24 protein-coding genes are annotated in these 26310 nt (G+C 58.4%); 5 read left to right on the top strand and 19 right to left on the bottom strand.

Going from position 1 to position 26310, the window contains the following annotated elements:
* The 7 genes from EYD00_RS05250 to EYD00_RS05220 form a co-directional block, all read right to left on the bottom strand.
* Complete coding sequence (locus tag EYD00_RS05250) at positions 1–1371, bottom strand: pyruvate dehydrogenase complex dihydrolipoamide acetyltransferase (RefSeq protein ID WP_004441609.1); 1371 nt, start codon at positions 1369–1371, stop codon at positions 1–3.
* Between the two features lie 14 nt (positions 1372–1385).
* Positions 1386–2807 (bottom strand): pyruvate dehydrogenase complex E1 component subunit beta, encoded by a 1422-nt coding sequence (locus EYD00_RS05245; RefSeq protein WP_004441606.1) that lies wholly within the window; start codon positions 2805–2807, stop codon positions 1386–1388.
* A gap of 17 nt (positions 2808–2824) precedes the next feature.
* A complete protein-coding gene (pdhA, locus tag EYD00_RS05240) occupies positions 2825–3868 on the bottom strand; it encodes a pyruvate dehydrogenase (acetyl-transferring) E1 component subunit alpha (protein ID WP_004441604.1) in 1044 nt (347 codons plus the stop codon).
* Positions 3869–4021: 153 nt separating this feature from the next.
* Positions 4022–4339 carry an FtsB family cell division protein gene (locus EYD00_RS05235; protein WP_004441601.1) on the bottom strand — a complete coding sequence of 106 codons (318 nt, stop codon included), beginning with the start codon at positions 4337–4339 and terminating at the stop codon, positions 4022–4024.
* Positions 4340–4677: 338 nt separating this feature from the next.
* Positions 4678–5952 carry a phosphopyruvate hydratase gene (gene eno / locus EYD00_RS05230; protein ID WP_004441599.1) on the bottom strand — a complete coding sequence of 425 codons (1275 nt, stop codon included), beginning with the start codon at positions 5950–5952 and terminating at the stop codon, positions 4678–4680.
* A gap of 137 nt (positions 5953–6089) precedes the next feature.
* The gene (gene kdsA, locus EYD00_RS05225) at positions 6090–6935 is read right to left on the bottom strand and encodes a 3-deoxy-8-phosphooctulonate synthase (protein WP_004441596.1); all 846 of its coding nucleotides are present in this window, start codon (positions 6933–6935) and stop codon (positions 6090–6092) included.
* Positions 6932–7813, bottom strand: coding sequence for a VOC family protein (locus tag EYD00_RS05220; RefSeq protein WP_004441594.1), 882 nt, complete (start codon positions 7811–7813; stop codon positions 6932–6934). Before EYD00_RS05220 ends, kdsA begins: the two co-directional genes overlap by 4 nt.
* A gap of 474 nt (positions 7814–8287) precedes the next feature.
* Between EYD00_RS05220 and EYD00_RS05215 the strand changes: the two genes are divergently transcribed.
* Both EYD00_RS05215 and EYD00_RS05210 read left to right on the top strand, forming a co-directional pair.
* Positions 8288–8578: an RHS repeat-associated core domain-containing protein gene (locus EYD00_RS05215; RefSeq protein WP_034495721.1), complete on the top strand. Its 291-nt coding sequence runs from the start codon at positions 8288–8290 to the stop codon at positions 8576–8578.
* 212 nt (positions 8579–8790) lie between these two features.
* On the top strand, positions 8791–9192 hold the full coding sequence (locus EYD00_RS05210) for a hypothetical protein (protein WP_044458780.1): 402 nt from the start codon (positions 8791–8793) through the stop codon (positions 9190–9192).
* A gap of 268 nt (positions 9193–9460) precedes the next feature.
* Here EYD00_RS05210 and EYD00_RS05200 read toward each other — a convergent pair whose 3' ends face one another.
* Positions 9461–9793 carry a hypothetical protein gene (locus tag EYD00_RS05200; RefSeq protein WP_034495722.1) on the bottom strand — a complete coding sequence of 111 codons (333 nt, stop codon included), beginning with the start codon at positions 9791–9793 and terminating at the stop codon, positions 9461–9463.
* Between the two features lie 83 nt (positions 9794–9876).
* Entirely contained in the window at positions 9877–10419 is a 543-nt protein-coding gene (locus EYD00_RS26340; RefSeq protein ID WP_081859337.1) for an RHS repeat-associated core domain-containing protein, read from the bottom strand.
* A gap of 316 nt (positions 10420–10735) precedes the next feature.
* Here EYD00_RS26340 and lexA point away from each other — a divergent pair, with 316 nt between their 5' ends.
* A complete protein-coding gene (lexA, locus tag EYD00_RS05190; RefSeq protein WP_004441588.1) occupies positions 10736–11458 on the top strand; it encodes a transcriptional repressor LexA in 723 nt (240 codons plus the stop codon).
* Between the two features lie 252 nt (positions 11459–11710).
* A complete protein-coding gene (locus tag EYD00_RS05185) occupies positions 11711–12388 on the top strand; it encodes a glutathione S-transferase family protein (protein ID WP_004441586.1) in 678 nt (225 codons plus the stop codon).
* A 19-nt stretch (positions 12389–12407) separates the two neighbouring features.
* Here EYD00_RS05185 and EYD00_RS05180 read toward each other — a convergent pair whose 3' ends face one another.
* Positions 12408–14882, bottom strand: coding sequence for a ComEC/Rec2 family competence protein (locus tag EYD00_RS05180; RefSeq protein WP_286084884.1), 2475 nt, complete (start codon positions 14880–14882; stop codon positions 12408–12410).
* Between the two features lie 262 nt (positions 14883–15144).
* Here EYD00_RS05180 and gltA point away from each other — a divergent pair, with 262 nt between their 5' ends.
* The gene (gltA, locus tag EYD00_RS05175; protein WP_004441580.1) at positions 15145–16434 is read left to right on the top strand and encodes a citrate synthase; all 1290 of its coding nucleotides are present in this window, start codon (positions 15145–15147) and stop codon (positions 16432–16434) included.
* Positions 16435–16557: 123 nt separating this feature from the next.
* Here gltA and lpxB read toward each other — a convergent pair whose 3' ends face one another.
* From lpxB to EYD00_RS05130, 9 genes are all read right to left on the bottom strand, one after another.
* Entirely contained in the window at positions 16558–17739 is a 1182-nt protein-coding gene (gene lpxB / locus EYD00_RS05170) for a lipid-A-disaccharide synthase (RefSeq protein ID WP_004441577.1), read from the bottom strand.
* The gene (locus EYD00_RS05165; RefSeq protein ID WP_004441575.1) at positions 17736–18602 is read right to left on the bottom strand and encodes an LpxI family protein; all 867 of its coding nucleotides are present in this window, start codon (positions 18600–18602) and stop codon (positions 17736–17738) included. The genes lpxB and EYD00_RS05165 overlap by 4 nt, the downstream gene beginning before the upstream one ends.
* 3 nt (positions 18603–18605) lie before the next feature.
* Positions 18606–19421, bottom strand: coding sequence for an acyl-ACP--UDP-N-acetylglucosamine O-acyltransferase (lpxA, locus tag EYD00_RS05160; protein ID WP_004441573.1), 816 nt, complete (start codon positions 19419–19421; stop codon positions 18606–18608).
* Positions 19418–19885 (bottom strand): 3-hydroxyacyl-ACP dehydratase FabZ, encoded by a 468-nt coding sequence (gene fabZ / locus EYD00_RS05155; RefSeq protein WP_004441570.1) that lies wholly within the window; start codon positions 19883–19885, stop codon positions 19418–19420. Before fabZ ends, lpxA begins: the two co-directional genes overlap by 4 nt.
* Complete coding sequence (lpxD, locus tag EYD00_RS05150) at positions 19878–20945, bottom strand: UDP-3-O-(3-hydroxymyristoyl)glucosamine N-acyltransferase (protein WP_004441568.1); 1068 nt, start codon at positions 20943–20945, stop codon at positions 19878–19880. Before lpxD ends, fabZ begins: the two co-directional genes overlap by 8 nt.
* A gap of 49 nt (positions 20946–20994) precedes the next feature.
* Positions 20995–23319 (bottom strand): outer membrane protein assembly factor BamA, encoded by a 2325-nt coding sequence (gene bamA, locus EYD00_RS05145; protein ID WP_004441565.1) that lies wholly within the window; start codon positions 23317–23319, stop codon positions 20995–20997.
* Positions 23320–23518: 199 nt separating this feature from the next.
* Positions 23519–24640, bottom strand: coding sequence for an RIP metalloprotease RseP (gene rseP / locus EYD00_RS05140; RefSeq protein WP_161794434.1), 1122 nt, complete (start codon positions 24638–24640; stop codon positions 23519–23521).
* A 49-nt stretch (positions 24641–24689) separates the two neighbouring features.
* A complete protein-coding gene (locus EYD00_RS05135; RefSeq protein WP_004441563.1) occupies positions 24690–25523 on the bottom strand; it encodes a phosphatidate cytidylyltransferase in 834 nt (277 codons plus the stop codon).
* A complete protein-coding gene (locus EYD00_RS05130) occupies positions 25523–26266 on the bottom strand; it encodes an isoprenyl transferase (protein WP_004441561.1) in 744 nt (247 codons plus the stop codon). Before EYD00_RS05130 ends, EYD00_RS05135 begins: the two co-directional genes overlap by 1 nt.
* Positions 26267–26310: the final 44 nt, after the last annotated feature.

Here is a 26310-nt window from a genome sequence, read left to right as displayed (position 1 = left end):
TCAAACCAGCATGCCCATCGGGTTTTCGATGTAGCGCTTGAAGGCGCCGATCAGTTCGGCTCCGAGCGCGCCATCGACGCAACGGTGGTCGGTGGAGAGCGTAACCGTCATGACGTTGGCGATCTTGATCTCGCCATTCTTGACGACAGCGCGTTCTTCACCCGCGCCGACCGCAAGGATGGTGGCATGCGGCGGGTTGATGACGGCGGAGAAGCTCTTGACGCCCATCATGCCCATGTTGGACACGGCGGTCGTGCCGCCCTGATACTCCTCAGGCTTCAGCTTGCGCTCTTTTGCGCGCTTGCCGTAGTCCTTCATCTCGTTGGAGATGGTGGAGAGCGACTTCTGCTCGGCCTTGCGGATGATCGGCGTTATCAGGCCACCCGGAATGGAAACGGCAACGCCGACATCCGAATGCTTGTGCTTGACCATGGCGCTTTCCGTCCAGGAGACGTTGGCGTCAGGCACGTCACGAAGCGCCAGCGCCAGCGCCTTGATGACCATGTCGTTGACCGACAGCTTGTAGGCCGGCTTGCCGTCCTTTTCAGGGGCAGCGGCGTTGAGCTGGGCGCGTAGCGCCAGAAGCGTATCCAGTTCGCAATCGACCGAAACGTAGAAATGCGGAACGGTCTGCTTGGATTCGACCAGACGCTTGGCAATGACCTTGCGCATGCCGTCATGCGGCACGAGCTCATAGGAGCCTTCTTCGAACAGCTTGAGAACGGCTTCGTCCGACTGGCCCTTGGCAAGCGCCGGAGCTGGTGTGCCTGCGGATGCAGCAGCGGCGGGAGCAGCCTTTGCACCGCCGGAAGCAGCAGCTTTTTCGACGTCGGTCTTGACGATACGGCCATGCGGGCCGGAACCGGAAAGGGCCGAAAGGTCGAGACCGGCTTCCTTGGCGAGACGACGTGCCAACGGCGAAGCGAAGATGCGCTCGCCGGACTTTGCAACCGGCGCTGGCGTGGACGAGGCGGCGGGCTGGTCGGCAACCGGCTTTTCAGCCTTCGCCGGGGCAGCCTCTTCCTTCGGCGCTTCCGCCTTGACGGCGTCCTGCTTGGGGGCCTCCGTCTTTGCCTCAGCCTTGGCAGGAGCGGCATCGCCGCCCTTTGCCGCCTCGGCCACATCTTCGCCATCGGCGGCGAGGATTGCGATGAGGGCATTGACCTTGACGGCTTCCGTGCCGGCCGGAACGACCAGCTTGGCAACGGTGCCTTCGTCGACGGCTTCCACTTCCATGGTCGCCTTATCGGTCTCGATCTCGGCGATCACGTCACCGGGTGCGACCTTGTCGCCTTCCTTGACCAGCCACTTGGCCAGATTGCCCTCTTCCATCGTCGGAGAAAGGGCAGGCATGGTGATGTTGATAGGCATCGAAACGCCTCCCCTTACTTGTAGCAGACGGTTTTGACGGCCTGGACGACTTCATCGACATTCGGAAGCGCCAGCTTCTCCAGATTGGCCGCGTAAGGCATCGGAACGTCCTTGCCGGCAATCGTCAGGATCGGCGCGTCGAGATAATCGAAAGCAGCGCGCTGGACCTGGTTGGAGATGAAGTCACCGACCGATGACTGCGGGAAGCCTTCTTCGACAGTGACGAGACGGCCTGTCTTTTTCACCGATTCGATAACGGTCGGCAGGTCCATCGGGCGGATGGTGCGCAGGTCGATCAGTTCGACGTCGATGCCGAGCTTTTCGAGTTCCGCAACAGCCTTCACCGCATACGTCATGCCGATGCCGAAGGAAACGATGGTTGCGTCCTTGCCCTTGCGATGAATGCGCGCCTTGCCGATCGGCAGCACGAAATCATCGAGCTTCGGCACTTCGAAGCTCTGGCCGTAGAGAATTTCGTTCTCGAGAAAGATGACGGGGTTCGGATCACGGATGGCGGCCTTCAAAAGACCCTTCGCATCGGCAGCCGTATAGGGCATGACAACCTTGAGGCCCGGAATATGGCTGTACCATGCGGCGTAACATTGCGAGTGCTGGGCCGCAACGCGGGCAGCAGCACCCGAAGGACCACGGAACACCATCGGCGCGCCCATCTGGCCGCCCGACATGTACAGGGTCTTCGCTGCCGAGTTGACGATCTGGTCGATCGCCTGCATGGCGAAGTTGAAGGTCATGAATTCGACGATCGGCTTCAGGCCGGTCATGGCTGCGCCGACGCCGATGCCGGCAAAGCCGTGTTCGGTGATCGGGGTGTCGATGACGCGGCGCTCGCCGAATTCCTGCAGCAGGCCCTGGGTAATCTTGTAGGCGCCCTGATATTCGGCGACTTCTTCACCCATGATGAAGACTTTTTCATCGGCGCGCATTTCTTCGGCCATGGCGTCACGCAGCGCTTCACGCACCGTCGTCATCACCATTTCGGTGCCTTCCGGAATGTCCGGGTCAGCGGCAACCTCGATCTTGGGCGCTGCCGGAACCTTCGCGGCTTCCTTGGAAGCGCTCGGCTCTTCGGTCGCTTCGCGGGTCTTGCCGCCAGCGGCATCAGAACCGGAATTGGCAGCTTCGGCCTTCGGCTCTTCCTTCTTGGCAGAGGAAGAGATGTCGTCGGCGCTTTCGCCTTCCTGGATGAGCACGGCGATCGGGGTGTTGACCTTGACGCCTTCGGTGCCTGCATCGATCAGCAGCTTGCCGATGACGCCTTCATCCACGGCTTCCACTTCCATGGTCGCCTTGTCGGTTTCGATTTCCGCGATCACGTCGCCGGAGGTGACCTTGTCGCCTTCCTTTTTAAGCCATTTGGAAAGCGTGCCTTCCTCCATGGTCGGGGAAAGGGCGGGCATAAGAATTTCTACAGGCATGGGTTTCCCTTTCCCGATCAGAGCAGAATGTCGGTGTAGAGCTCGGACGCATCCGGCTCGGGGTCGTTCTGGGCGAAGTCGGCGCTGTCGGCAACGATATCACGGACATCCTTGTCGATGGCCTTGAGTTCGTCTTCGCTGGCCCAGCCCTGCTCCAGAAGGCGTGCTTTCACCTGCTCGATCGGATCGTGTTCCGAACGCATCTTCTGCACTTCGTCCTTGGAACGGTATTTCGCCGGGTCGGACATGGAGTGACCGCGGTAACGGTAGGTCAGCATTTCCAGAATGATCGGACCCTTGCCGGAACGGCAATGTTCCAGCGCCTGATCGGCTGCTGCCTTGACGGCGCGCACATCCATGCCATCCACCTGAATGCCTGGAATGCCGAAGGACTGGCCACGCAGCGAATAGTTCGACTGGGCGGTGGCGCGGGCGGTCGAGGTGCCCATGGCATAACGGTTGTTTTCGACGATATAGATGATCGGCAACTTCCAGAGAGCGGCCATGTTGAAGCTCTCATAGACCTGGCCCTGGTTCGCCGCACCGTCACCGAAGTAGGTCACGGAGACGTTGTCGTTACCGCGATAGCGGTTGGCGAATGCGAGGCCGGTGCCGAGCGACACCTGGGCACCGACGATGCCGTGACCGCCATAAAAATGCTTCTCTTTCGAGAACATGTGCATGGAGCCGCCCTTGCCTTTAGACAGACCGCCCTTGCGGCCGGTCAGTTCGGCCATGACGCCACGGGCGCTCATGCCGCAGGCGAGCATGTGACCATGGTCGCGATAGGCGGTGATGACCTGGTCGCCCTCTTTCTGAGCCATCTGCATGCCAACGACGACAGCTTCCTGGCCGATGTAGAGGTGACAGAAACCACCGATGAAGCCCATGCCATAGAGCTGGCCGGCCTTTTCTTCAAAACGGCGGATCAGAAGCATCTCGCGATAGGCGTGAAGCTCTTCTTCCTTTGAGAAGTCGGGGCTGTTCTTGCCGGTGAATTCGGTTGCGGACTTTGCCGTTGTCTTGCGGCCGGATACGGTCGCTGATTTTCGCGGCGCCATTCATCCCTCCCTGAGTTGCCGTTTGAATGGATAGAGTGGCGCGTACCATATGCAAGAAAGCGCCATGCAGCAATGCTTTAAACGCATGGCACATATTCACGCTAAGATGCTGTGAATAAATCAAAAATGTTGAATTAACCTAATCTCGGTTAATCAGAAATATGTGTTCATGATGACGATTTCGTCCGTTCGGGACATATTCAGCTGGTACCGGGAAATCTCGTCGATCATGTCCCGTTCAAGCGAACCGTCACTCAACAGTTCCACCTGACGCTCCAGCGCCACGCGCGCCTGTGTCAGCTTTGCAAGCTCCGCCGTCCGGGTAATACGCTGCCGTTCCAGCCGCTCCGTTGCCTGAAGGCCGAAATCGCCATGGATCGAATGATAACCGAAGTAGGAAAGAAAAGCGATGGTAATGGCTGGAACGATCAGCCGACCGAATCGTCTCTTTTTATGATGCCTGGTCCACATGCCGGAGAGATGCCTCAAAACGCGTAACGTGAGTCTGAGACTAGAGCGGATTGTTTAACTATCCGTTGACCTTAAATTCCAATCGGCAATTGGGCATGAAAAAGCCCGCCGGAGGGCGGGCTGGATTGGCGGGGACGCTAAAAGAACGCTCGTCATGCCGGACTTGATCCGGCATCCAGCCACAGCGCGTCTGCGCTGTGAGAAGACTCTTTCGCGATCAAGGACTTGATCGCACTGGACCCCGGATCAAGTCCGGGGTGACGGAGTGCGGACCATACCGCTCGCCGCTTAAACGAGCCCGCCAGGCAGCGGGCCACATCATGAAACCCGAACGCAAACTAACCGCGCAGGATTGAACGGCCGGCGTAAGCAGCCTGAGGGCCGAGCATTTCCTCGATACGGATCAGCTGGTTATACTTTGCGAGCCGGTCGGAACGGGCAAGCGAGCCGGTCTTGATCTGACCGCAGTTCGTGGCAACTGCGAGATCGGCGATGGTCGAATCTTCGGTCTCGCCCGAACGGTGCGACATGACGGCGGTGTAGCCGGCCTTGTGGGCGGTTTCGACCGCGTCCAGCGTCTCGGAAAGCGAACCGATCTGGTTGACCTTGACGAGGATGGAGTTGGCGACGCCCATCTTGATGCCGTCGCGAAGACGCGCGGAGTTGGTGACGAAGAGATCGTCGCCGACCAGCTGGCACTTATTGCCGATGAGATCGGTCAGCGCCTTCCAGCCGTCCCAGTCGTCTTCAGCCATGCCGTCTTCGATGGAAATGATCGGGTACTTGGCAACGAGGTCAGCAAGGTATTCAGCCATGGCGCCCGATTCCAGCGTGCGGCCTTCGCCCTCGAGAACGTATTTGCCGTTTTTGAAGAATTCGGTCGATGCACAGTCGAGGCCGACATACATGTCTTCGCCCGGACGGTAACCGGCCTTTTCGATCGACTTCATGATGAAATCGAGCGCGGCAGGCGCGCTTTCAAGACCGGGAGCGAAACCGCCTTCATCGCCGACATTGGTGTTGTGGCCCTGCGCGGAGAGCTCTTTCTTCAGCGTATGGAACACTTCCGAACCCATGCGCACGGCTTCGCGGATGTTTTCTGCGCCAACCGGCAGGATCATGAATTCCTGGAAGTCGATCGGGTTGTCGGCGTGGGCGCCGCCGTTGATGATGTTCATCATCGGAACCGGCAGCAGATGCGCGTTCGGGCCGCCGACATAACGGTAGAGCGGCAGGCCGGAGGCTTCGGCAGCAGCCTTGGCGATGGCGAGCGACACGCCGAGAATGGCGTTGGCGCCGATGCGCGACTTGTTCGGCGTGCCGTCCAGCGCGATCATCATCTGGTCGATCTGGATCTGGTTTTCAGCATCGAAACCGCCGATGGCGTCGAAGATTTCCGTGTTGACGGCTTCAACGGCCTTTTCCACGCCCTTGCCGAGATAACGCTTGCCGCCATCACGCAGCTCAACCGCTTCATGCGCGCCGGTGGAGGCGCCCGAAGGAACGGCGGCACGGCCCATGGAGCCGTCTTCGAGGTACACATCGACTTCAACGGTCGGGTTGCCGCGGCTGTCGAGGATTTCGCGCGCGATGATATCGGTAATGGCAGTCATGGTCTCTCCCTTGGGAATGGAACAGATATTTTCCGTCGCCTGTCTTAGACGATGGCGAAGAAATTACAATGACGGCAGGCCGTAGAAAGGGAACCACCGCCATTTAAAATCGATTGGCACGGCACCGCGCCCGCCGCTCAGGCTTTCGCGATGGCGTCGAAGGCCAGCAGCTTTTCGAGCAGTTTCGGCATATCCTTCAGGTGAACCATGTTCGGGCCGTCAGAAGGCGCGTTGTCCGGGTCCTCATGGGTCTCGATGAAGAGGCCTGCGACACCAACGGCGACAGCTGCGCGAGACAGCGTTTCGACAAATTCCCGCTGACCGCCGGTGGAACCGCCCTGCCCGCCCGGCTGCTGCACCGAGTGGGTGGCGTCGAAGACAACAGGTGCGCCGAGGGATGCCATGATCGGCAGAGAACGCATGTCGGAGACCAGCGTATTGTAGCCGAAGGACGCGCCGCGTTCGCACAGCAGCACATTGGGGTTGCCGCTTTCATTCAGTTTGGCGAGCACGTTCTTCATGTCCCATGGCGCCAGGAACTGGCCTTTCTTGACATTGATGACACGGCCGGTTTTTGCGGCGGCAACGAGAAGATCGGTCTGACGGCTGAGGAAGGCCGGGATCTGCAGCACATCCACCACTTCGGAAACGATGGCGCACTGTTCTTCGGTGTGAATGTCGGTCAGGACCGGAAAGCCGAATTCCTTCTTGAGATCGGCAAATATCTGCATGGCACTGTCCAGGCCGATGCCACGCTTGCCGGAAAGCGAGGTGCGGTTCGCCTTGTCGAAAGATGACTTGTAAACGAGGCCGATTCCGAGCCCGTCACAAAGCTCCTTCAAGACACCCGCAACCATGAAGGCGTGCTCCCGGCTTTCCATCTGGCAGGGGCCGGCGATCAGTGAAAAACGCTCGCTATTGCAAAAGGAAACCTTGCTGGCGCCCTGGCCGGCGGTGACTTTGAGATTGTTCGTGACGCTCATCTTTTTTCCTCGAAGGCGAAATCGACGCCCTGTCCGGGTGCTGCGGGCACCACCAGACGGCCGCCCGCTTCTGCGCTGGACACGCCATTAGCAGCAAGTGCCGTCGCTGTCACGGCAAGATCGTCAACGGAAAAGACGACGCCCATGCCGCGCAGGCCCTCACCGCTTTTTCCCGTAGCCTTCGGGTCGACGCCAGAAAGGGCGGGTCTTTCACTCAGCCTCACCCTTGCATTGCCGGTTTCGAAAACGACATCACCATCCGGAGACACGACGCCGTTGCAGCCGAAAACCGCTTCTATCAAGTGGGTGTCACTCCGCGTACCGGAACACAGCACGATCTCGCGAAGGCCCAGAACTCCGTTCTGGTGACGTTCCAGTGCAGCACGGTCCCCCGGCAGTGCCTGCAGGCGTTGACAACTGAAGAGGAAGAAATCCGCAGCCGATCCGCTTGCCGCGAAAGCAAGCCGGAACGCCGCCTCGCCTGACGATCCGTCCGGCATTTGCATGGGCCGCGAAAATTCGAAGACCTCGCCGGCCGATACGCCAGACGCCACGAATCTCCGGTGATCGGCACGAGCGTCAGCGGTGGAGGCCACAAGGGCAGAAAAACCTTCCTGTCCGTACGATCGCCGGAATGCCTGGTCCCTGCCGGTAAAAACATCGCCTCTCTCGACCGACGCGATATAGCTAACCCGGTCAGCAATTGTCAGAGGCTCAAGATAGGTGCCATCCCTGAAGAACACACAGGCATTCTCCGTGCCGAAAGGATGGAGAGCCTGTGGCGCGACCGTAAAGCCAAGGACCTTGAGCCGCGCGGCCGCTACCGCAAGGTCCCGAACGGGCAGAACGAGATGATCGACGCGATGCCTGTCAGCCATAAATCTTGCCTTTTTGACGCGCCCGGCGCAGGTGCCGGGTATTGAAGCTGACAAAAGCACGAAGAGCGCCGGGAATGCAAATGACCGGCCTGCGCGTCGATGCCGGTATCGGCAGTGGGCTGAGGTTACCGGGTTTCACCAGTCCTCCGGCTTCACCTGAATGCGGACGGTTTACCAGTTTTCATCCGCCTGCGGATTGTTGGCGAGATCGGTCGCGACCGTTTTTGGATGGCCAGTGACTTCAGGTGTGTAGCGCCGGTTAAAGGCGGAAAACGCAAGGTCGGCTGTTGGCCACTGTGCATCTGACCGATATCAGGCGTTTGTATTTTCTCGCGCCACAACACTTCCCTATATTTACGACTTCAGCGGCAACATCATCGCGGAATATGACGGCAACGGCGCGCTGGGACGGGAGTATATCTGGCTTGACGAGAGCCTTTGGCAGTGGTTGCAGATGCCGGTACGGAAGTAGCTATGATCTACCAGGTTCATACCGATCATCTCGAACGTCCCATCATGATGACCGACAGCGCAAGAAATGTGGTCTGGAGCGCAACCTACCTGCCTTATGGGGAGGCATATACGATCCTCGGATCCGCCACGCTCGACCAACGCTTTCCGGGGCAATGGTTTCAACTGGAATCCGGTTTGGACTACAATTGGCATCGCCACTACGATCCGACGACAGGCCGCTATCTCCAGGCCGATCCTCTTGGGATGCCCGATGGACCAAATATGTGGACCTATGTAACTAATTCACCTTAGATGGGCGTAGATCCGGACGGGCGCTAAAAAAATCGAAACGGGGGACCGATCCTATATTGCCCCGGTGTCTATGGCTATGAATGTGGAGCACGAGATCGTCCTCCGGATATAAATCCAGAATATCCGAATGCCTGCTATCAATGCCTCTGCCGAATCGTAGAATGGCCACCTTCCAGATTAGCACCAACAATTCCTAATTGATTGAAATTAAAATGAAAGAGATCATTGGTCATGAATTGAGACTAATGCGAGAGGGAAAAAAACCCCTCTCAATGTTCTACTATATTGAGTCGGTAGGCGATAAGGACCTAATCCCCGTCGATAACTTCCAGCCATATGTTGATGAGGGATCGATCCTAATGGAAGAATTTACACTTCTAAATCCCGAGCACCCTCGCTTTAGCGTGACTTACATTTTCTACAGTCTTCCCGAGGAAGCTTGGCGCATTCCTGCTTTAAAGACAGCCTTGGTTGCCCAACAGGACAATATTCAACGCCCTGATGAGGGTATTGATCGAATTATAGGATTACTACTTGGCTACTCTAAAGAAGAAATTGATCAATGGGTAAGAAAAGGACTGAATTCCGCGACGTCACCAAACCATAGTCGTTGAACATAATTCGCTCAACCAGCTATTTCCGGTTAATATATCCAGCTAGAACCCGATTTGCACTACAATTGATATCACCATTACGACCCGAAGGCGGGCCGCTATCTTCAGGTCGACTCTTTTAAAATGCGCGGGCAGGTATCCCCCGAGCACATCATATTCGTAGGTCCAAACATTGCCTGCGGCCTCCGTTCGGGAGACAAGCCTATCCAAGGCGTCGTAAGTAAGGGCGGTAAATGAGTCCTGATCTTGGGAACAGGTCGACCTTCGGTCAGGGTTGCTTATGTAAGATCATTAAATTGCTTATAATCCTAGCAGGAACCGGCAAAATATCATCCACTTTCAATACGCCAATGTCATAATCGATTCCATATTCTTCACTTATTTTCATTACATTTAGATAAGAATATATAATCGCGTTAACAATTGAACTGATGCCATCAAGGCCTTCGATACTGCGCTCTTTGGTAATACCTCTGAACCTCACGCGCGCACGACAAACGTATAAATCGCCATTGTTCATTGGCCAACTAATTTCAACCTCAATCCTATCAGTTGACCCTATAACATCAAGAAATTTCGTGAAATGTCTTTCCTGTTTCATTTAATTTCCCATGCTTCATGGCTGCGATTGTCTTACACATCATTAAATTGGAATCTAACTGGACATCACACGGTTCGGCCGGATCATCTGCAGGTCCGCCTTTTAGGAGGTTCGTTTGGCGGAGTCGATCGCGCCAAAACACCACAACCACTTACGCCGACAATCTGCATTTTCGGTTGCATCGCTGTATTCAGCGCATCGGCAAGGGTGTAGAAGGTGCATGCTATAGCTGCACCAATCGTACTCAATGCATTCTTGTCGGCGGATGCCAGATATCGCGCGGTGCCACTGGCTGTGGATAGCATGCGTTGTGTAGCAATCGTACCACCCATCAGTGCAACTGGCACAGCGAGTGTACTCGCATATTGTCCTGCTGCCGCCATTCCACTCGGATCGGTCCAATTGGCGGGCGAGTTCCAGACATAGCGGTAGACGTTAAAGTCACCGGCTTTGAACCAGATCGGATCTTCCTGAAGGAAGCGGCTGGTCGAGGGATCGTAGGCGCGTGAACGATAGTGGGATAGGCCCGTCTCAGGCTCGCACTCCCGCCCGGCGAGACCGACAAGAAAAGCTTGGGTTGCTATAGGGGTTCCAATAAGGTTCCTAATCACGACATCGCAGAGCATTCAATCGTAAGACGGGGCTCAATATATTCTGAGTAATCGGCTACTTAGCTGCTGCGCGAGAACGACGCATTATCGAGGTTTGCCAATACAGCGACTGGCGACGCCTAATTTTCGGAAAAAAGCTAATAAAAACAATGAAATCTTATGATTTTCATTCCAGCTTACCTACCGGGGTTCTTAGCGTGCCATTCCCGTTTTGTTTTCTCGCCCCAAGTTCACGAAATTTTAGGGGATTGCGGAACACATATGGAACATATAGTGTTCGTTCTGTATTTGTTTCGCGACTTCAACGACGATTCTCAAGGGTGTTTTCCTCATGCTCACGCGCAAACAGCAGGAATTGCTTCTCTTCATTCATGAAAGAATGAAAGAGTCCGGCGTGCCGCCCTCCTTCGATGAAATGAAGGACGCACTCGATCTTGCCTCCAAATCCGGCATCCACCGGCTGATCACCGCTCTGGAAGAGCGAGGGTTCATTCGCCGGCTACCTAATAGGGCGCGAGCGCTTGAAGTGATCAAGCTGCCGGAGGCCTATGTGCCGGGTGCGAGGCCGCAACGGGGCTTCTCGCCGAGCGTTATTGAAGGCAGTCTCGGCAAGCCCAAGATGCCCGAGCCCGCCCCTGCTCCCAAGGCGCCCGCGAACGATATAGCAGGCGCGGCAACCGTGCCCGTCATGGGCCGGATCGCTGCCGGTGTGCCGATCTCAGCCATTCAGAACAATACGCATGACGTGGCGGTTCCGGTGGACATGCTTGGCTCGGGTGAACATTACGCGCTCGAGGTCAAGGGCGATTCGATGATCGAGGCCGGCATCTTCGATGGCGATACCGTCATCATTCGCAACGGCAACACCGCCAATCCCGGCGATATCATCGTGGCGCTGGTGGATGACGAGGAAGCGACGCTGAAGCGCTTCCGTCGCAAAGGCGCCTCGATCGCACTTGAAGCCGCAAACCCTGCCTATGAGACCCGCATTTTCGGACCTGATCGGGTTAAAATCCAGGGCAAGCTGGTAGGGCTGATCCGCCGGTATCATTGATGCTGCTGCCGGTCCGGATAAGGCCGGAGCGGTCGATGAGCGATAAACCAGGCCTTCAAGATGAACGGCGCGTCATTCCACTCGAGTGATGCGCCTTTTCTTTTTAATGGCGGCGAAGGCGGCTTTGCCAGAGGACGTCGGCAGGGATGGCGCCCCACCCATCAATTGGCGTTATGGGAGCGATGGATTCTTTGCGATATTCCGGGCCGGGCCGCTGGTATAAAAACCCGCTTCACAGTCAGGAGACCCGCAATGTACGATCTTTATATCGCCAACAAGAATTACTCCTCCTGGTCGCTGAGGCCATGGGTCCTGATGCGCACGCTCGGTATCGCCTTCGAGGAGAAACTCGTCCCGTTTGGTGAAGGCGTGTCATTCTCCACCTTTTCCCCAACTGGCAAGGTGCCTTGCCTCGTCGATGATGGCGTGACGATTTGGGAGTCACTCTCGATTGCCGAATATCTTGCCGAACGTCATCAAGGGGTATGGGCAAGCGACAAGCATGCGAGAGCCTGGTCGCGGTCGGCAGCAAGCGAAATGCATGCGGGATTTTCGTCCCTTCGCAATCTCTACCCCATGTCCGTTGGCGTTCGTGTCAGACCGAACGTCAGCGATGCCGGGCTTGCGGCGGATATAAAGCGTGTCGATGCGTTGTGGAGCGAGGGCCTGTCGAATTTCGGCGGTCCCTATCTCGCCGGTCAGAAGTTCACGGCGGTGGATGCCTTCTACTGCCCTGTGGCATTCCGTTTCCAGACGTATGGCGCAGACCTTTCTCCTGCGGCAAAAGCCTATTGTGAGCGACTGCTCGCTCTGCCGTCCATGCGCGAATGGTATGAGGCGGGACTGAAGGAGACCTGGCGTGACGCGGCACATGAAGAGGAGATCGCCGGAATCGGCGAATTGACGACGGATCTACGCGCAAAGGCCTGACGATCCGTGCTGGCGGCGATCATTGCGACGCCGCCAGCAGACGGGTGATCGTTTCAGGCAATTCCCGGTCGAAACGTCCGGTTTTCCAGTCATAATATCGATGTTCACTCCACGGGCGGTTTGCGCCCGCGGTCGACGCCCGTAGCCGACCGACAACGCCGGGCTGATCGCTCCTCGCGAAGTCTATCTCCACGGAACCGATGCGCCGCAATATGTCGCGGTTGAGGAGTAACGCGCCCGAGCGACACTGTGCAAACGACGTTCTGCGGGAAACAATGACGATGTCGGCAATGTCACATGCCTTTCCGGCGAGGCGGCCGTCTTCCAGTACGATGATCCATTCGCCGCTTTCCGCACGCGCCACGCACCAGCGACCTGACTTGCATGTAAAAATTCCAGGCGCTGCATCCTTCAACGCAGCCACCATGTCTCGTCCCACAGCCTTTATTTCGTCCCGCGTGAGCTTTGATTTCCTGGTGAGTGCGATGCCGGACGCGGTTGGAACGACTTGTCTGAGGATAACGGGCGCGAGCGGTTTCTCCGGAAGCAGCAGCGCCCTTTGCCACTGGTCATAGATGAAGCCATGCGGCCGGGTTTTTGTGGCGTAAACCTTGTTCTCGTCCAGAAGCGCGACCAGAGAACCGTCTTCATGAACGAGGAGATCGGGCAGATCGCGCTGAGATGTCGCTGCCGAGAGGCCGAAGGCAAGCAGCAAAGGCGGAATGCCCAAAAGCGCAAGGCGGCTGCGCAGCAGGGTCAGCAGCAGGAAGCCAGCCGAGGCGATGCCGATGAACCAGCCATGCGGACGTCCGGTCGCGGCGCTGCCACCCCAGGAGGCGACTTCGTCCGCGACCTCTATGACCAGCGCCATGCCATGGCCCATGACCTTCAGGAATGGCGCGTCGAGCCCGAACGGCATCAGCAGCATGGCAATCAGACCGAAGGGCATGACGATCAGCGACATGAGCGGCGTGGCGGCGAGATTGGCAAAAAGTCCATAGGTGGTGACACGCTGGAAATGTTCGGCAGAATAGATTGCTGTCGAAAGCCCACCGATCAGCGACGTTGTGATAACGCCGCCGATCACGGCACCTGCCGTTTGCGCTACCGTCACCCAAGCCGGTTTTCGCCCTCTAAAAAGACGCTCGCGGTCAATGCGCCAGCGGCTCCAGGCCGCATAGGCAGAAACAAGCGCGATCGTTGCGGCAAAAGACATCTGAAAGCTTGGACCCATCACTTCCGACGGGGACAGCGCCAGTATCACGAGGGCGGAGAGCGCAACATTTCTCAGGCTGAGCGAGGGCTGATCGAAGAGCACCGCAATCAGCATCACGGACATCATCAGCCAGGCCCGCTCGGCGGAAACTGCGAAACCGGAAATCAGATAGTAGCAAAGTGTCATCAGGAGCGCTGCGAAGGCGGATATCTTCTTGACCGGCCATCGCTGGGCAAAGGCTGGGAACAGGCTGAATGCGAGCCTCATGCCGACAAAGAAGATGCCTGATGCCAAGGCCATGTTGAGCCCGGATATGGCAACGATATGAGCCAGCCCCGAGACCCGCAGTGCCTCCATGGTTTTCGGCGATATGGCTTGTCTCTCATCGGTGACGATGGATGCAGCAAAGGCACCCGCATCGCCGCCGATCGTCGTGCGAATGCGCTCGGCGATGGCGGCACGCAGGCGATAAAGCCACATGTCGGCCATCTCCAGCCAACCCTCGGCCCCAAGGTCCGCCGTCGCCACCGCCTGGGGCGGCTGGTAAAAAAAGCCTGTCGCACCGATGCCCCGGAAATAAGATGAAAAGGCAAAGTCGTTCAATCCCGGCAAAGCCGGTCCGGACGGTGGAGAGAGCCGTGCCTTGCCGCGTATGGTCGCGCCGATCGGCATGGCGTCGCCGCCACCGCGCGCAAGGAGCGACACCCTCCCCGGCAGACGCGTTAGTGACGGTGCTTCAGTGGAGTGGAGCTGCACCAGATACCGCCAGTCGCCCCGCGCATCCACCTCCCGGCGCACCACCTTGCCGGTGAGCGTGGTGGTGACCGGCGTGTCCAGAAGGATGGTCGCCGCACGGCGGGTTTCCAGTTCCGCAAAAAGCATGCCGAGCAACAAGAGGGCGACAAGGCTGCACGCCCTTCCCACCGTATCAAGGCGGTATCGGTTGAGAAGCGCCAGTGGGGCCGCGACTAAAAATGCGACGATCAGAAGGGGCAAGGAAGGCGCGGTGTCGAGAGAAAACCAGAGGATCGCTCCGCAACCGATGACAACGGGTACGAAAAGAAAATCGTGCCCGAATGCGCGTTCTTCCGTCAGCCAGACGGCAACTTTTCGAGAAACGGAAACGCCGGGTTCGGGCCTGTCGACCAGAGGCGGCAGAACAGGGATCGCGACGGCGACGGTCCGCTGCAGCGGAAACAGGATATCCACCGTGCCGGGGGCGTTTCCCTGCATCGTTTCGGCATATCCGAAATGCTGTTTTTCCCCTTGACCAAGCATTCTGCGCCGCGCCCCTGCCGCACTGTAAACAGGTTTGCAGAGGGACGCCCGAGATTGCAATGCTTTCCTTTAACCGCGCGTTGACCGAGATTGAATTGCTTCGATCGACGAGGCCAAAAGCAACGCATTTGCGTTTGCCGCAATGCACAATTTGACCTTTGGATAGCTTGGCATCTGCGACAGGATCATATAGCTAATCGGTAGACGCTTAACCGCGGGGCGTGTCTCAACGCCCCCACCCGCATGTTTTCGGAGGATCAGTATGACGGAAAAAAGCGCTACAGTGACACTTGGCGACAAACAGGTCGAACTCCCAGTCAGGGAAGGCACGATCGGGCCGAGCGTCGTCGATATCGGCACGCTGTACAAACACACGGGCTCCTTCACTTACGACCCGGGTTTCACGTCGACGGCCTCCTGCGAATCCAAGATCACCTATATCGACGGTGACGAAGGTGTTCTCCTGCACCGTGGCTTCCCCATCGAACAGCTCGCCGAACAGGGCGACTTCCTGGAAACCTGCTATCTGCTGCTTTACGGCGAACTGCCGACGGCGGCACAGAAGAAAGATTTCGATACCCGCGTCACGCGCCACACCATGGTGCACGAGCAGATGAGCCGCTTCTTTACCGGCTACCGCCGCGACGCGCATCCGATGGCCGTCATGTGCGGCACGGTCGGCGCTCTCTCGGCCTTTTACCACGACTCGACCGACATCACCGATCCGCATCAGCGCATGGTCGCATCGCTTCGCATGATCGCCAAGATGCCGACGATCGCCGCGATGGCCTACAAGTACCATATCGGCCAGCCCTTCGTTTACCCGAAGAACGATCTGGATTACGCCTCCAACTTCCTGCACATGTGCTTTGCCGTGCCGTGCGAGGAATACAAGGTCGATCCGGTTCTGGCCCGCGCCATGGACCGCATCTTCATTCTGCATGCCGATCACGAACAGAATGCCTCCACCTCCACGGTGCGTCTTGCCGGTTCGTCGGGCGCCAACCCGTTCGCCTGTATTGCGGCCGGCATTGCCTGCCTCTGGGGTCCGGCACACGGCGGCGCCAACGAAGCGGCGCTCAACATGCTCAATGAAATCGGCTCGGTTGATCGCATTCCGGAATACATCGCCCGCGCCAAGGACAAGAACGACCCGTTCCGCCTGATGGGCTTTGGTCACCGCGTCTACAAGAACTACGACCCGCGCGCCAAGATCATGCAGAAGACGATGTATGAAGTGCTGGAAGCCACTGGCAATTCCGACGATCCGATCATGCAGGTCGCGCTGGAACTGGAAAAGATCGCCCTTTCCGACCCGTATTTCGTCGAAAAGAAGCTTTACCCGAATGTCGACTTCTATTCGGGCATCACGCTGAAGGCGCTCGGCTTCCCCACGACCATGTTTACCGTCCTCTTCGCTCTCGCCCGCACCGTCGGCTGGATCGCACAGTGGAACGAAATGATCGAAGATCCGCAGCAGCGCATCGGCCGTCCGCGCCAGCTTTACACGGGTGCCGGCAAACGCGACTACATTCCGGTTTCCAAGCGTTAATCGGCAAACCACGTCACATCAAAGGCCGGCGAGTTTTACTCGCCGGCCTTTTTGCTTGCCATTGTGGATTGGGATACACGCGGTGGGACCGGCGGCAACACAGGCCCTGACACAGATGGGGCTTCAACCTCGCTGTCTGCGGGCGTTCACGACCTCGAGGAGAATAGCCGCGCCGGTTTCGCCGGGCGGGACATCCGTGCGCAGACGTTGCTGCACCAGAGCATAACCTTCGAGCATGGCCTTCCGCTCAATTGTATCGGATGACAGGCGTTCCGCCCAACGCAGCATCGATCCGGCCCTGACCACCTCGTTGAAATACTCCGGGACGACAGCATAATCGGCAATGAGATTGGGTAGCGCACCCGTCCAGGTCTTCACCCGCTTGCTCAGCATGGTGAAAATCCAGTCGGTCTTGTAGACAGATATGGTCGGCACGCCGGCAAGAGCCAACTCAAGAATGACCGTGCCTGACGCTGCGATAGCCGCATCGGCTTCCGCAAAGGAGTTCCACTTGAAAGCAGGATCGATGCCGATTTCGGGTCTGATTTCCTGCGGCCAAGACGCCGCCAGTTCGCGGATGCGATGTTCCTGACGTGGAACGGTGGGCAGCAGAAACCGCGTCGGACCATTCCGTTCCACAAAAGCCTTCGCCGCGTGCTGGAACGGCTCCATCAGCCTGGTGGTCTCGGTGGAACGCGACCCGGGCAGAAGAAGAATCGTCTTCAGCCGCCCCTCCGCTGGAAGTGGCCGTTCTGCCCGCTTCCGACGCACCGCGAGGACGTCCGGATCGACGCTGAGGCGATGGCCGACGAATGTGGTCGGCGGGCCTCCGAGACGGCGCATCGCCTCCGGCTCAAATGGCAGGAGAGCCAGGACATGGTCCACATAGGATAACATCGCCGTTGCGCGATGTTCTTTCCAGGCCCAGACGCTCGGGCACACATAATTGACGACCGGGAGATGCGGCAGTTCCTTGCGGACTTTTTTCGCCACTCGATGGGTGAAATCCGGGCTGTCGATGATCAAAAGGACATCCGGTTTTTCCCGTATCACCGCCTCAGCCGCCCGGTTGATCAGGCCGATCAGTTTGGGCAGTTTCTTGAGGACCTGCGTGAACCCCATGATCGAGAGTTCGGAATAATCGAAAAGAGAAGTGAGCCCCTGCCCCTCGAGCGCCTCGCCGCCGACGCCGACAAGTTCGATCGAACCGGGATATCGGGCCTTGAGGGCCCGGATCAGATCCGCGCCGAGAAGATCGCCCGACACTTCGCCGGCGATGACCGCCACCTTCAATCTCTCCGTCATTCCATCATGTCTCCGCGAAGTGACGTATCGATGCCACAGACGAATATGCCCGCCTGATCGGCAGCTTTCAACATCGCGTCACGATCAAGCACCAGTGCGCGTCCGGCTTCGACGGCAATGCCCGCAAGCCCGGCCTTTTGGGCATTTTCGACAGTTTCGATCCCGATTGTCGGCAGATCGGCGCGTACATCCTGCTGCGGTTTGCAGAGCTTGACCAGCACGCCCCGGCGGCGGGGCGAGATGCGTCCCTCCGCGCGCAATGCCGCGACGCGCAGTAACATTGCGTCCGTGCCTTCAACGCCCTCGAGCGCCACGATGCGGCCGCCGACGGAGACCGCACCCTGCCCGACATCAAGTTTGCCGAGCGCAAGCGCCGCCTCAGCTGCCCTGCTTATGTCTTTCAAGTCGTCTTCGGCCGGTTTTTGCGTGCCGAAAGCGCCTGTCGTGGCCAAGAGGCCTGGAGCGATCTCATGCGCGCCGATGACTTTCGCACCGAGCGTGCCGATGATCTTTATGACCATCTGCAGAACGGCGTCATCGCCGCCCGACAATAGCGTTTTGACGATGGATGGAAGTTTTAGCAGGATAGCGACGGTGGGGCGGATTTCACGCCATTCCGGCCGCCGCGCCACGGCCCCGGAAAGCACGACACGATCCACCCGGTTGTCACGCAGCAGCCGGCCAAGCCCGGCGACGTCACCAACCGAGATGACGGCGTTGTCGAAACCGCTCCAGTCGAAGCGGGAATCATCGCGCAGCCGCACGATGAAAGGATCTTCTCCCATCTCACGGGCGGCGTTCGCCACGTAAAGTGGCAACTGGCCGCTGCCGGCCACAATGGCGAGACGCCCGCCGCCTGTCACGGCTCACTTGCCCCGGTTGGGCGAAGAGATCGCGCGGTCGCTGTCCACTCCAATGAAATCGATGATTTCTAGCGCCTGCGGGCAATCCAGATATTCGCTGCGGTCGATCGCTGCCGCATTGCCGCGGATAGTGCCTTCCGCCTCGAAGATCTGCTTGAAGACGCGCCGGACCTTGTGGATATCTGCGCGCTCAATGCCGGCACGCGTCATGCCAACGACATTAAGGCCGCCGAGAATGCCGGGATTGCCATTCAGCATTCCATAGGGAATGACATCGTAATTGACCGCGGACAGTCCGCCGATGAAGGCCTGACGGCCAATGCGGGTGAACTGGTGAACAGCACAGCCGCCGCCGAGAATGGCGCGGTCCTCGATCGTCACATGGCCGGCCAGCATCACATTGTTGGACAGGATGATGTGGTCACCAAGGCGGCAATCATGCGCCACATGTGAGTTGGCAAGGAACAGATTGTCGTTACCGACGATCGTCTTGCCGCTGCCATCAGAGCTGCCGGCGTTCATGGTGACGCCTTCGCGCATGGTGCAGCGCTCGCCAATTTCAAGCGTGGTTTCAGAACCGTCGTGGCGAACCGCCTGCGGTGTGCCGCCGATGACCGCCATGGGGTGGACGACCGATCCACGGCCGATGACCGTCAGGCCGGATACAACGGCATGATTGTGCAGCCGGACATCATCATGCAGCGTGACTTTCCCGCCGACGTAGCTCAGCGCACCGATGACGACGTTTTCACCGATCACCGCACCGTCTTCGATCACGGCGGTGGGGTGAATTCTGGCCGAGGCGGCAATCGTGCTCATTGCTGGTCCTCGGGGATCATCATGGCGCCGACATCAGCCTCCGCCACCAGCGCACCATCCACCTTCGCCTCGCAATGGAATTTGAAGACATTACCGCGCTGGCGCTGCTTGACGACGTGAATTTCCAAACGATCGCCGGGGATCACGGGTTTGCGGAAACGGGCGTTGTCGATTGTCATGAAGTAGACCAGATGGCCGCCCTCACCTTGACTGCGGGCGCATATTGCACCTGCCGTCTGGGCCATGGCTTCGACGATCAGAACACCCGGCATGATCGGCCGGTCCGGGAAGTGGCCGGTGAAATGCGGTTCGTTGACCGTCACGTTCTTGATGCCGGTCGCCGAATTGTTACCGTCAATATCGATGATCTTGTCGATCAGCAAGAATGGGTAACGATGCGGCAGAAGCTTCATGACTTCCAGAATGTCAGCCGCGCCGAGCGTCGTCTTCGTTTCTTCAGTCATTGTTTTTCTCTCCTGTTTTTTTATCACGCCCTTCAGCGCGTGCCAGAATTTCGGCCATGTCGCGCAGGAAATATTTCATCGGTCGCGCAGGCGTTCCGCCATAACGGGCGCCTGCCGGCACGTCCGCCACAACACCGCTCATGGCAGCGATCTGCACGCCGTCGCCAATGTTGATATGGCCATTGATGCCTGCCGCACCACCAATCATCACACCGTCGCCGATACGGGTGCTGCCCGCAATGCCGACCTTGCTGACGATGCCGCAATGGCGGCCGATGCGAACGTTGTGGCCAATCTGGACCTGATTGTCGATCTTGGTGCCTTCGCCGATCACCGTGTCATCCATGGTGCCGCGATCGATCGTGGTGTTCGCGCCGATCTCGACATTGTCCTGGATGATGACACGGCCAATCTGGACGATCTTCAGCATGCCGCGTGGACCGGGGGCATAACCGAAACCGTCTTGCCCGATGCGCGCACCATTGTGGATAATCACATTATTACCGATGAGCGCGGCAAGAACGCTTGCGCCGCCTGCAATGGTGCAATCGCGTCCGATCTGTACATCCTGCCCGATGATGACACCCGGCCCGATCCGCGTACCAGCACCGATGTGGGCGCCGGCGCCGATCACTGCGAGCGCCTCGACAATGACGCCCGCTTCCAGCTTCGCGGAAGGATCGACATGCGCAGCATGAGAAATTTCGCTTTCCATCCGCGCGATCGGACCGGGACGCATCGCCGAGGGGTGCAGCAAGGCACCAACCTGGGCAAACAGCGTGTGTGGATTTTTCGATATCAGCGCGGGGATGTCGGACGGAAGCATGTCCACAAGGGCAGCGTCACAAATGACGGCGGCGGCTTCGCAGGTCTGCAGCTCATCGCGGTTCTTGCGCGAAAGGATATAGCAGAGCTGATCGGGTTTTGCCCGATAGACCGGAGAAACGGACCTGACAATCCGCTCTCCCGCCGCCCCATCAGACAGTTCCGCCCCAAAGCGGTCTGCGATGTCTTTCAATCGCAGTCCCTCGTGGGGCGGAAAAAACGCGTTGTATTCCATTAGCCGGAAACTCCAGAACGTTCAAAGTTGCAGTTCTGGACTGCCGATATCAGAAAGTGTTGGACATGCCAAACCGGAAACGCTGTTCCTCGTCGTAGTCTTCCTTGGCGATCGGAACCGCGTAGTCTACACGGATCGGACCGAAGGGCGACGCCCACATCACGCCAATACCGGCGGATGCGCGGATGGAATTGTCATCCTTTACACCGGCGCTGTTGGCCACCTTATTGCCGTAAAGCGTACCGGCATCGACGAAACCAGCAAGACGCAGACCGAAATCCTCGGGAACGCCAGGCATCGGAGCCGTGACTTCAGCAGAGGCGGCGAAATAGGTCGTGCCGCCGATGGAGTCGGAACCGATGCGCGGACCGATACCATCGTTCTTGAAGCCGCGCACCTGACGTCCGCCGAACTTGAACTGATCGAATACCAGCAGATTGTCGCCCGTCGGCATCACGTGACCGGCCTGACCGGTGAGCGAGCCGATGACGTCGTACTCATCCGACAGGGTATAGAAGAAGCGCGCCTTGGCGTAGATCTTGTAATATTCGGAATCGCCACCCAGACCGGCAAATTCGTTCGTCAAAGCAGCCTGCCAGCCTTCACGCGGCATGTTGCGGTCGTCGAGCGTATTGTAGTTCAGCGTGTTGGAGATGATGGACTGCGTCCAATCGCCACCGCGGATCAGGTCCTTATAAGGCGCCGCAAGGTTGCTACCGGTCTCCCAGTCACCCTCACCATCATAGTTGAGCTGCTTGTAGGTATACTTGAACGTCGTCGAGAGATCCTCGGTGATAGGCGCGGTCACGCGCAGCGAGAAGCCCTGCTCGTCGTAGTCGTAATAATCTTCGCTGCGGCTCTGGCTCTTGAACAGGTCGAAACCCGCAGCAAGGCGGTAGCCGAGGAAATAAGGCTCGGTAAAGGACAGCGTGTAGCTACGCGCATCGTCTTCACCCGCACCGGCAGCGAGACGGATATACTGACCGCGGCCGAGGAAGTTCTTTTCTTCGATGGAGGCTTCGAGCAGAACACCGTCGTTCTGCGAATAACCGGCGCCGATACCGAACGAACCGGTCGACTGATCTTCAACGTCAACCACGATCACGACGCGGTCAGGCGCGCTGCCGCCGGCGGTCGAGATATTGACCTTCGAGAAGTAACCCAGCGCTTCCAGACGACGCTTGGCAGCGGTGATAACCGTCTGGTTGAACGCATCGCCTTCAGAAATATCGAATTCGCGACGAATGACATAGTCACGCGTGCGGGTGTTGCCACGGATTTCGATACGCTCGACGTAAGCGCGCTCGCCCTGATCAACGATGTAGGTCACGCCAATGGTGTTGCCGGACATGTCGCGGTCGCCGCGCGGCGTTACACGGGCGAAAGGATAACCTTCACCGGCGACGCGCTTGGAAATCGCCTCCATGCTCTGCTGAACTTCCTTGGCGCTGTAGCTTGCGCCCTGGCGGGTCTCAACGAGGCCCTGAAGCTCCGAACCCTCAACACCCGGAACGGTCGATTCGACCGCGACGTTGCCGAAGTTGTAACGCTGACCTTCATCGACCGTGATGGTGATGTTGTATTCGTTTTTGGACTCATCAAGCACAGCCTCGGAACCAACGACCCGGAAGTCGGCGTAACCGCGGTTGTAATAGAACTGGCGCAGCGCCTCTTCGTCGGCGCGCAGCTTGTCCTCGTTGTAGACGTCCTTACGCGTCAGGAATGACAGCATGTTGGACTTCTTGGTATTGATGACAGCAGCCAGACGACCATCGCTGTAGGCATTGTTGCCCACGAAGTCGATGCGGCCGATCTTGGTACGCTCACCTTCATTGATGACGAAAGCGATGTTCACGCGACCCTGACCGACGGAAACCGTCTGGGTGGTGACTTCGACATCGCTGCGGCCGATAGCGGCATAGGCTTCCTTGATGCGGGCAATATCCGCCGTCACGATGGCCTGATTGAACGGGCCGAGCGACTGCGTCTGCACGATACCGGCGAGCTTGTCGTCCTTGATCTTGCGGTTGCCGTTGAAGACTACCTGGTTAACGAGCTGGTTCTCGTTGACGGTCACGACAAGCGTGCTGCCCGAAACGCGCATGGAAACATTCGAGAAATAACCGGTGGCGTAAAGACGCTTCACCGATTCATCGATGTCCGAATTGGAAAAGTTCTTGCCGGGCGCAATGGTGATGTTGGAACGAACCGAATCCGCACCCGATCTTTCGGCGCCGCGAACGTCGATTCTGCTGATGACGGCTGCCTGTGCAACGCCAGCAGAGGCAAGCACACCAAGGCCCGCAACCGAAGAAACACCGGCAGACAGAGCAACCGCCGACACAGCGTTCAAAAATCTTGAACCAGCCTTCATTTCAATTCTTACCTTTTTACGTTGTCCCTCAGCGGGCGGAACCCGACTCCGGCCATGTGCGTCGTTTTACCTGCTTTTCCCCTACAAGCAAGCGCGAACGTTAAATTCTGTTTACTTCGTGCTCCAGAGTGGCTCATTCGCCACTTTGGCATAAAAACAAGGTAAACAACCGACTAACAAAACCGTTAAAACACAATCCTCAGCCAATCAAGCTGCTGATATCATTCCATGTTGCAAAAACCATAAGACCCAAAATCATCGCCATGCCGATGCGGAAGGCAACCTCCTGCGCGCCCGCTTCCAGCGGCCTGCCGCGGACGGCCTCGATGGCGTAGAACACGAGATGTCCGCCGTCCAGAACCGGGACGGGCATCAGATTGAGGAGCCCGATCGATACCGACAAAACGGCTGCAAGTTGAATCACGGCGGAAATGCCAAGCGTCGCCATCTGGCCGGAAGCCTGCGCGACCCGCACCGGGCCGCCGAGCTGATCGGCATTCATGCGGCCGGTAACGAGATTGCCGATATAATTGAATGTGCCGGTGATGACGTGGCCTGTTTCGCGCACACCTTCCAGAAGCGCCTGCGACGGTGAATATTCGATGTGACGGAAATTACCGCTGGTCTGGTCGGTGACAATGCCGATAATACCCATTTCCAACTTGTTGCCGAACTGGTCGGTGGTTTCTGTCCGGGTCGGCACCATCGGCAGCTTGAGCTCCTCGCCTGCCCGCTCGACGGTGACCGTGATAGGCGTGCCGGGCCGGATGCCGACATAACGGCGGACATCTTCGAAGGTCACCACTTTTTCGCCATCAATCGCCACCAGACGGTCGCCGGGGCGCACGCCCGCAGCGGCGGCGGCACTGTTTTCACGCACCTCTGCAACGACGGGATCGGCGATCATCCGGCCGTAAATGCCGAAGAGTACTGCGAAGATGAGAATCGCGAGGATGAAGTTTGCGATCGGGCCCGCGGCGACGGTCGCCGCCCTTTTCCACAGTTTTGCACCGGAAAGCGTCTGCGCCCTCTCCTCCAGCGTCATATGGGACAGGCCCGAGCTGTCCGGCTTGCTCGCTGCGTCTTCATCGCCGAAGAATTTCACGTAGCCGCCCAGTGGTATGGCTGAGATCTTCCATCTCGTCCCGTGCTTGTCGGTGAAACCGAGCAGCTCGGGGCCGAAGCCGACGGAGAATGCCGTGGAACGGATGCCGCACCAGCGACCGACGAGATAATGCCCCATCTCGTGGACAAAAACGAGAAGGGAAAGCACCAGGATGAAGGGCACGATATAGCCGGTCAAAAAGCCGGTCGCCGCCATTACTGTGTTCATGACAATCTGCCCTTCATGTCGTGACCTTTCGTGCCGCTTAGAAACCCGGCAGCAGACCGCCGCCCGACCCGGGCACATCGCCGGTTGCCGCCGCGTGCACGAAAGCTATGAGGAATACCGTAAAGCAGGCGAAAACAAGACCGTCAACACGGTCCATGAAGCCACCATGGCCAGGAATGAGATGGCTTGAATCCTTGACCTGGAAACGCCGTTTCACGAAGGATTCGAAGAGATCGCCGATCTGGCTGAACACGGAAAGAAGGAGTGCAAGCCCCAGTACCAGAAAGCTGATGCGTCCGTGATAGGCCATGGAGACTGCCGCGCCGCCGATCACGGCCGCCGCCGCCCCGCCAATCGCGCCGGACCACGTCTTGCCGGGCGAAATAGAAGGCGCCAGCTTCGGCCCGCCGATGGCGCGACCGACGAAATAGGCAAGAATATCCGTTGACCAGACAACGGCGAAAATGAACAGGATGGATACAAAGCCCGTCAGTTCGTCACCGCGGATGGCCGCCAGTGATATACCGCTCAGACCCGCATAAAAAATGCCCCCCACCAGCCACCAGTTTTTGCCGCGCAATACCGGAAACAGCGCCGCTGTCAGCGTGAAGCCTGACAAAAGCGGCAGGTCGAGCGAGGATTCGCCGAAAATCGTGTTGCCGGCAATGACGGCGACGGAAAACCAGCCCCAGGCGTTCCCGGTCGGATTGCTCTCCGACATCCGGGTAATCGTCGACCACTCATAATAGATGAGAATCGCCAGAAGGCCTGCAACGATGCGGAACAGAATGCCGCCATACCAGGTTGCGGCCAGAATGACCGCGGCCATGACGATCGCGGAAACAATCCGCAGTCTGAGTTCTCGGCTCATCAGGCGCCTGCCACGGCAACCTGCTCGGTGAGTGCACCGAAGCGGCGGTCACGCGTTGCATATTGCTCGATTGCGGAGAAGAAGAGCTGCCGGTCGAAGTCCGGCCAATATTCCGGAATGAACAGGAACTCGGAATAGGCCGCCTGCCAGAGCAGGAAGTTCGACAGGCGTTCCTCGCCGCTGGTGCGGATGATCAGGTCAGGATCAGGAATCCCCGAGGTGTCGAGCCGGGCCGAAATCATCTCGGGGGTGATGGAAGCGGCGTCTAGCCTGCCTGCGGCAACATCAAGGGCGATTGACGCCGTCGCGCGAGCGATCTCGTCACGGCTGCCGTAGTTGAAGGCGATCACCAGCGTCAGCTTGGTGTTGTCGGCCGTCATCTGCTCAGCCTCTTCCAGAAGCGAGCGAATATCGTTCTTCAGCCCCTGCCGGTCACCGATGATCCGCACGCGGACGTTCTCGCGGTGCAGTTCGGCAAGGTCGCGGCGGATGAAAGCCTTCAAAAGCCCCATCAGGTCGCTTACCTCGGATTCGGGCCTGCGCCAGTTTTCCGACGAGAAGGCGAAGAGGGTGAGATAGCGTATGCCGCAGTCACCGGCCGCGCGCACGGTCTCGCGCACGGCCTCCACACCGCGGCGATGCCCCATCACGCGCGGGAGGCCGCGCTGCTTTGCCCAGCGGCCGTTGCCATCCATGATGATGGCGACGTGCTCGGGTATGGAGGAACGTGTCGTCGTCGGCATATCGATCCAGTAACAGGGCAGCGCGGAATTAAACGGAAAAGACA

This window comes from Agrobacterium sp. 33MFTa1.1 (genome assembly GCF_004328495.1).
In the GTDB taxonomy this organism is placed as follows: Bacteria; Pseudomonadota; Alphaproteobacteria; order Rhizobiales; family Rhizobiaceae; genus Agrobacterium; species Agrobacterium pusense.
Note: the sequence above shows the minus strand (reverse complement) of the source record. Positions and strands in the feature narration are given on the sequence as shown.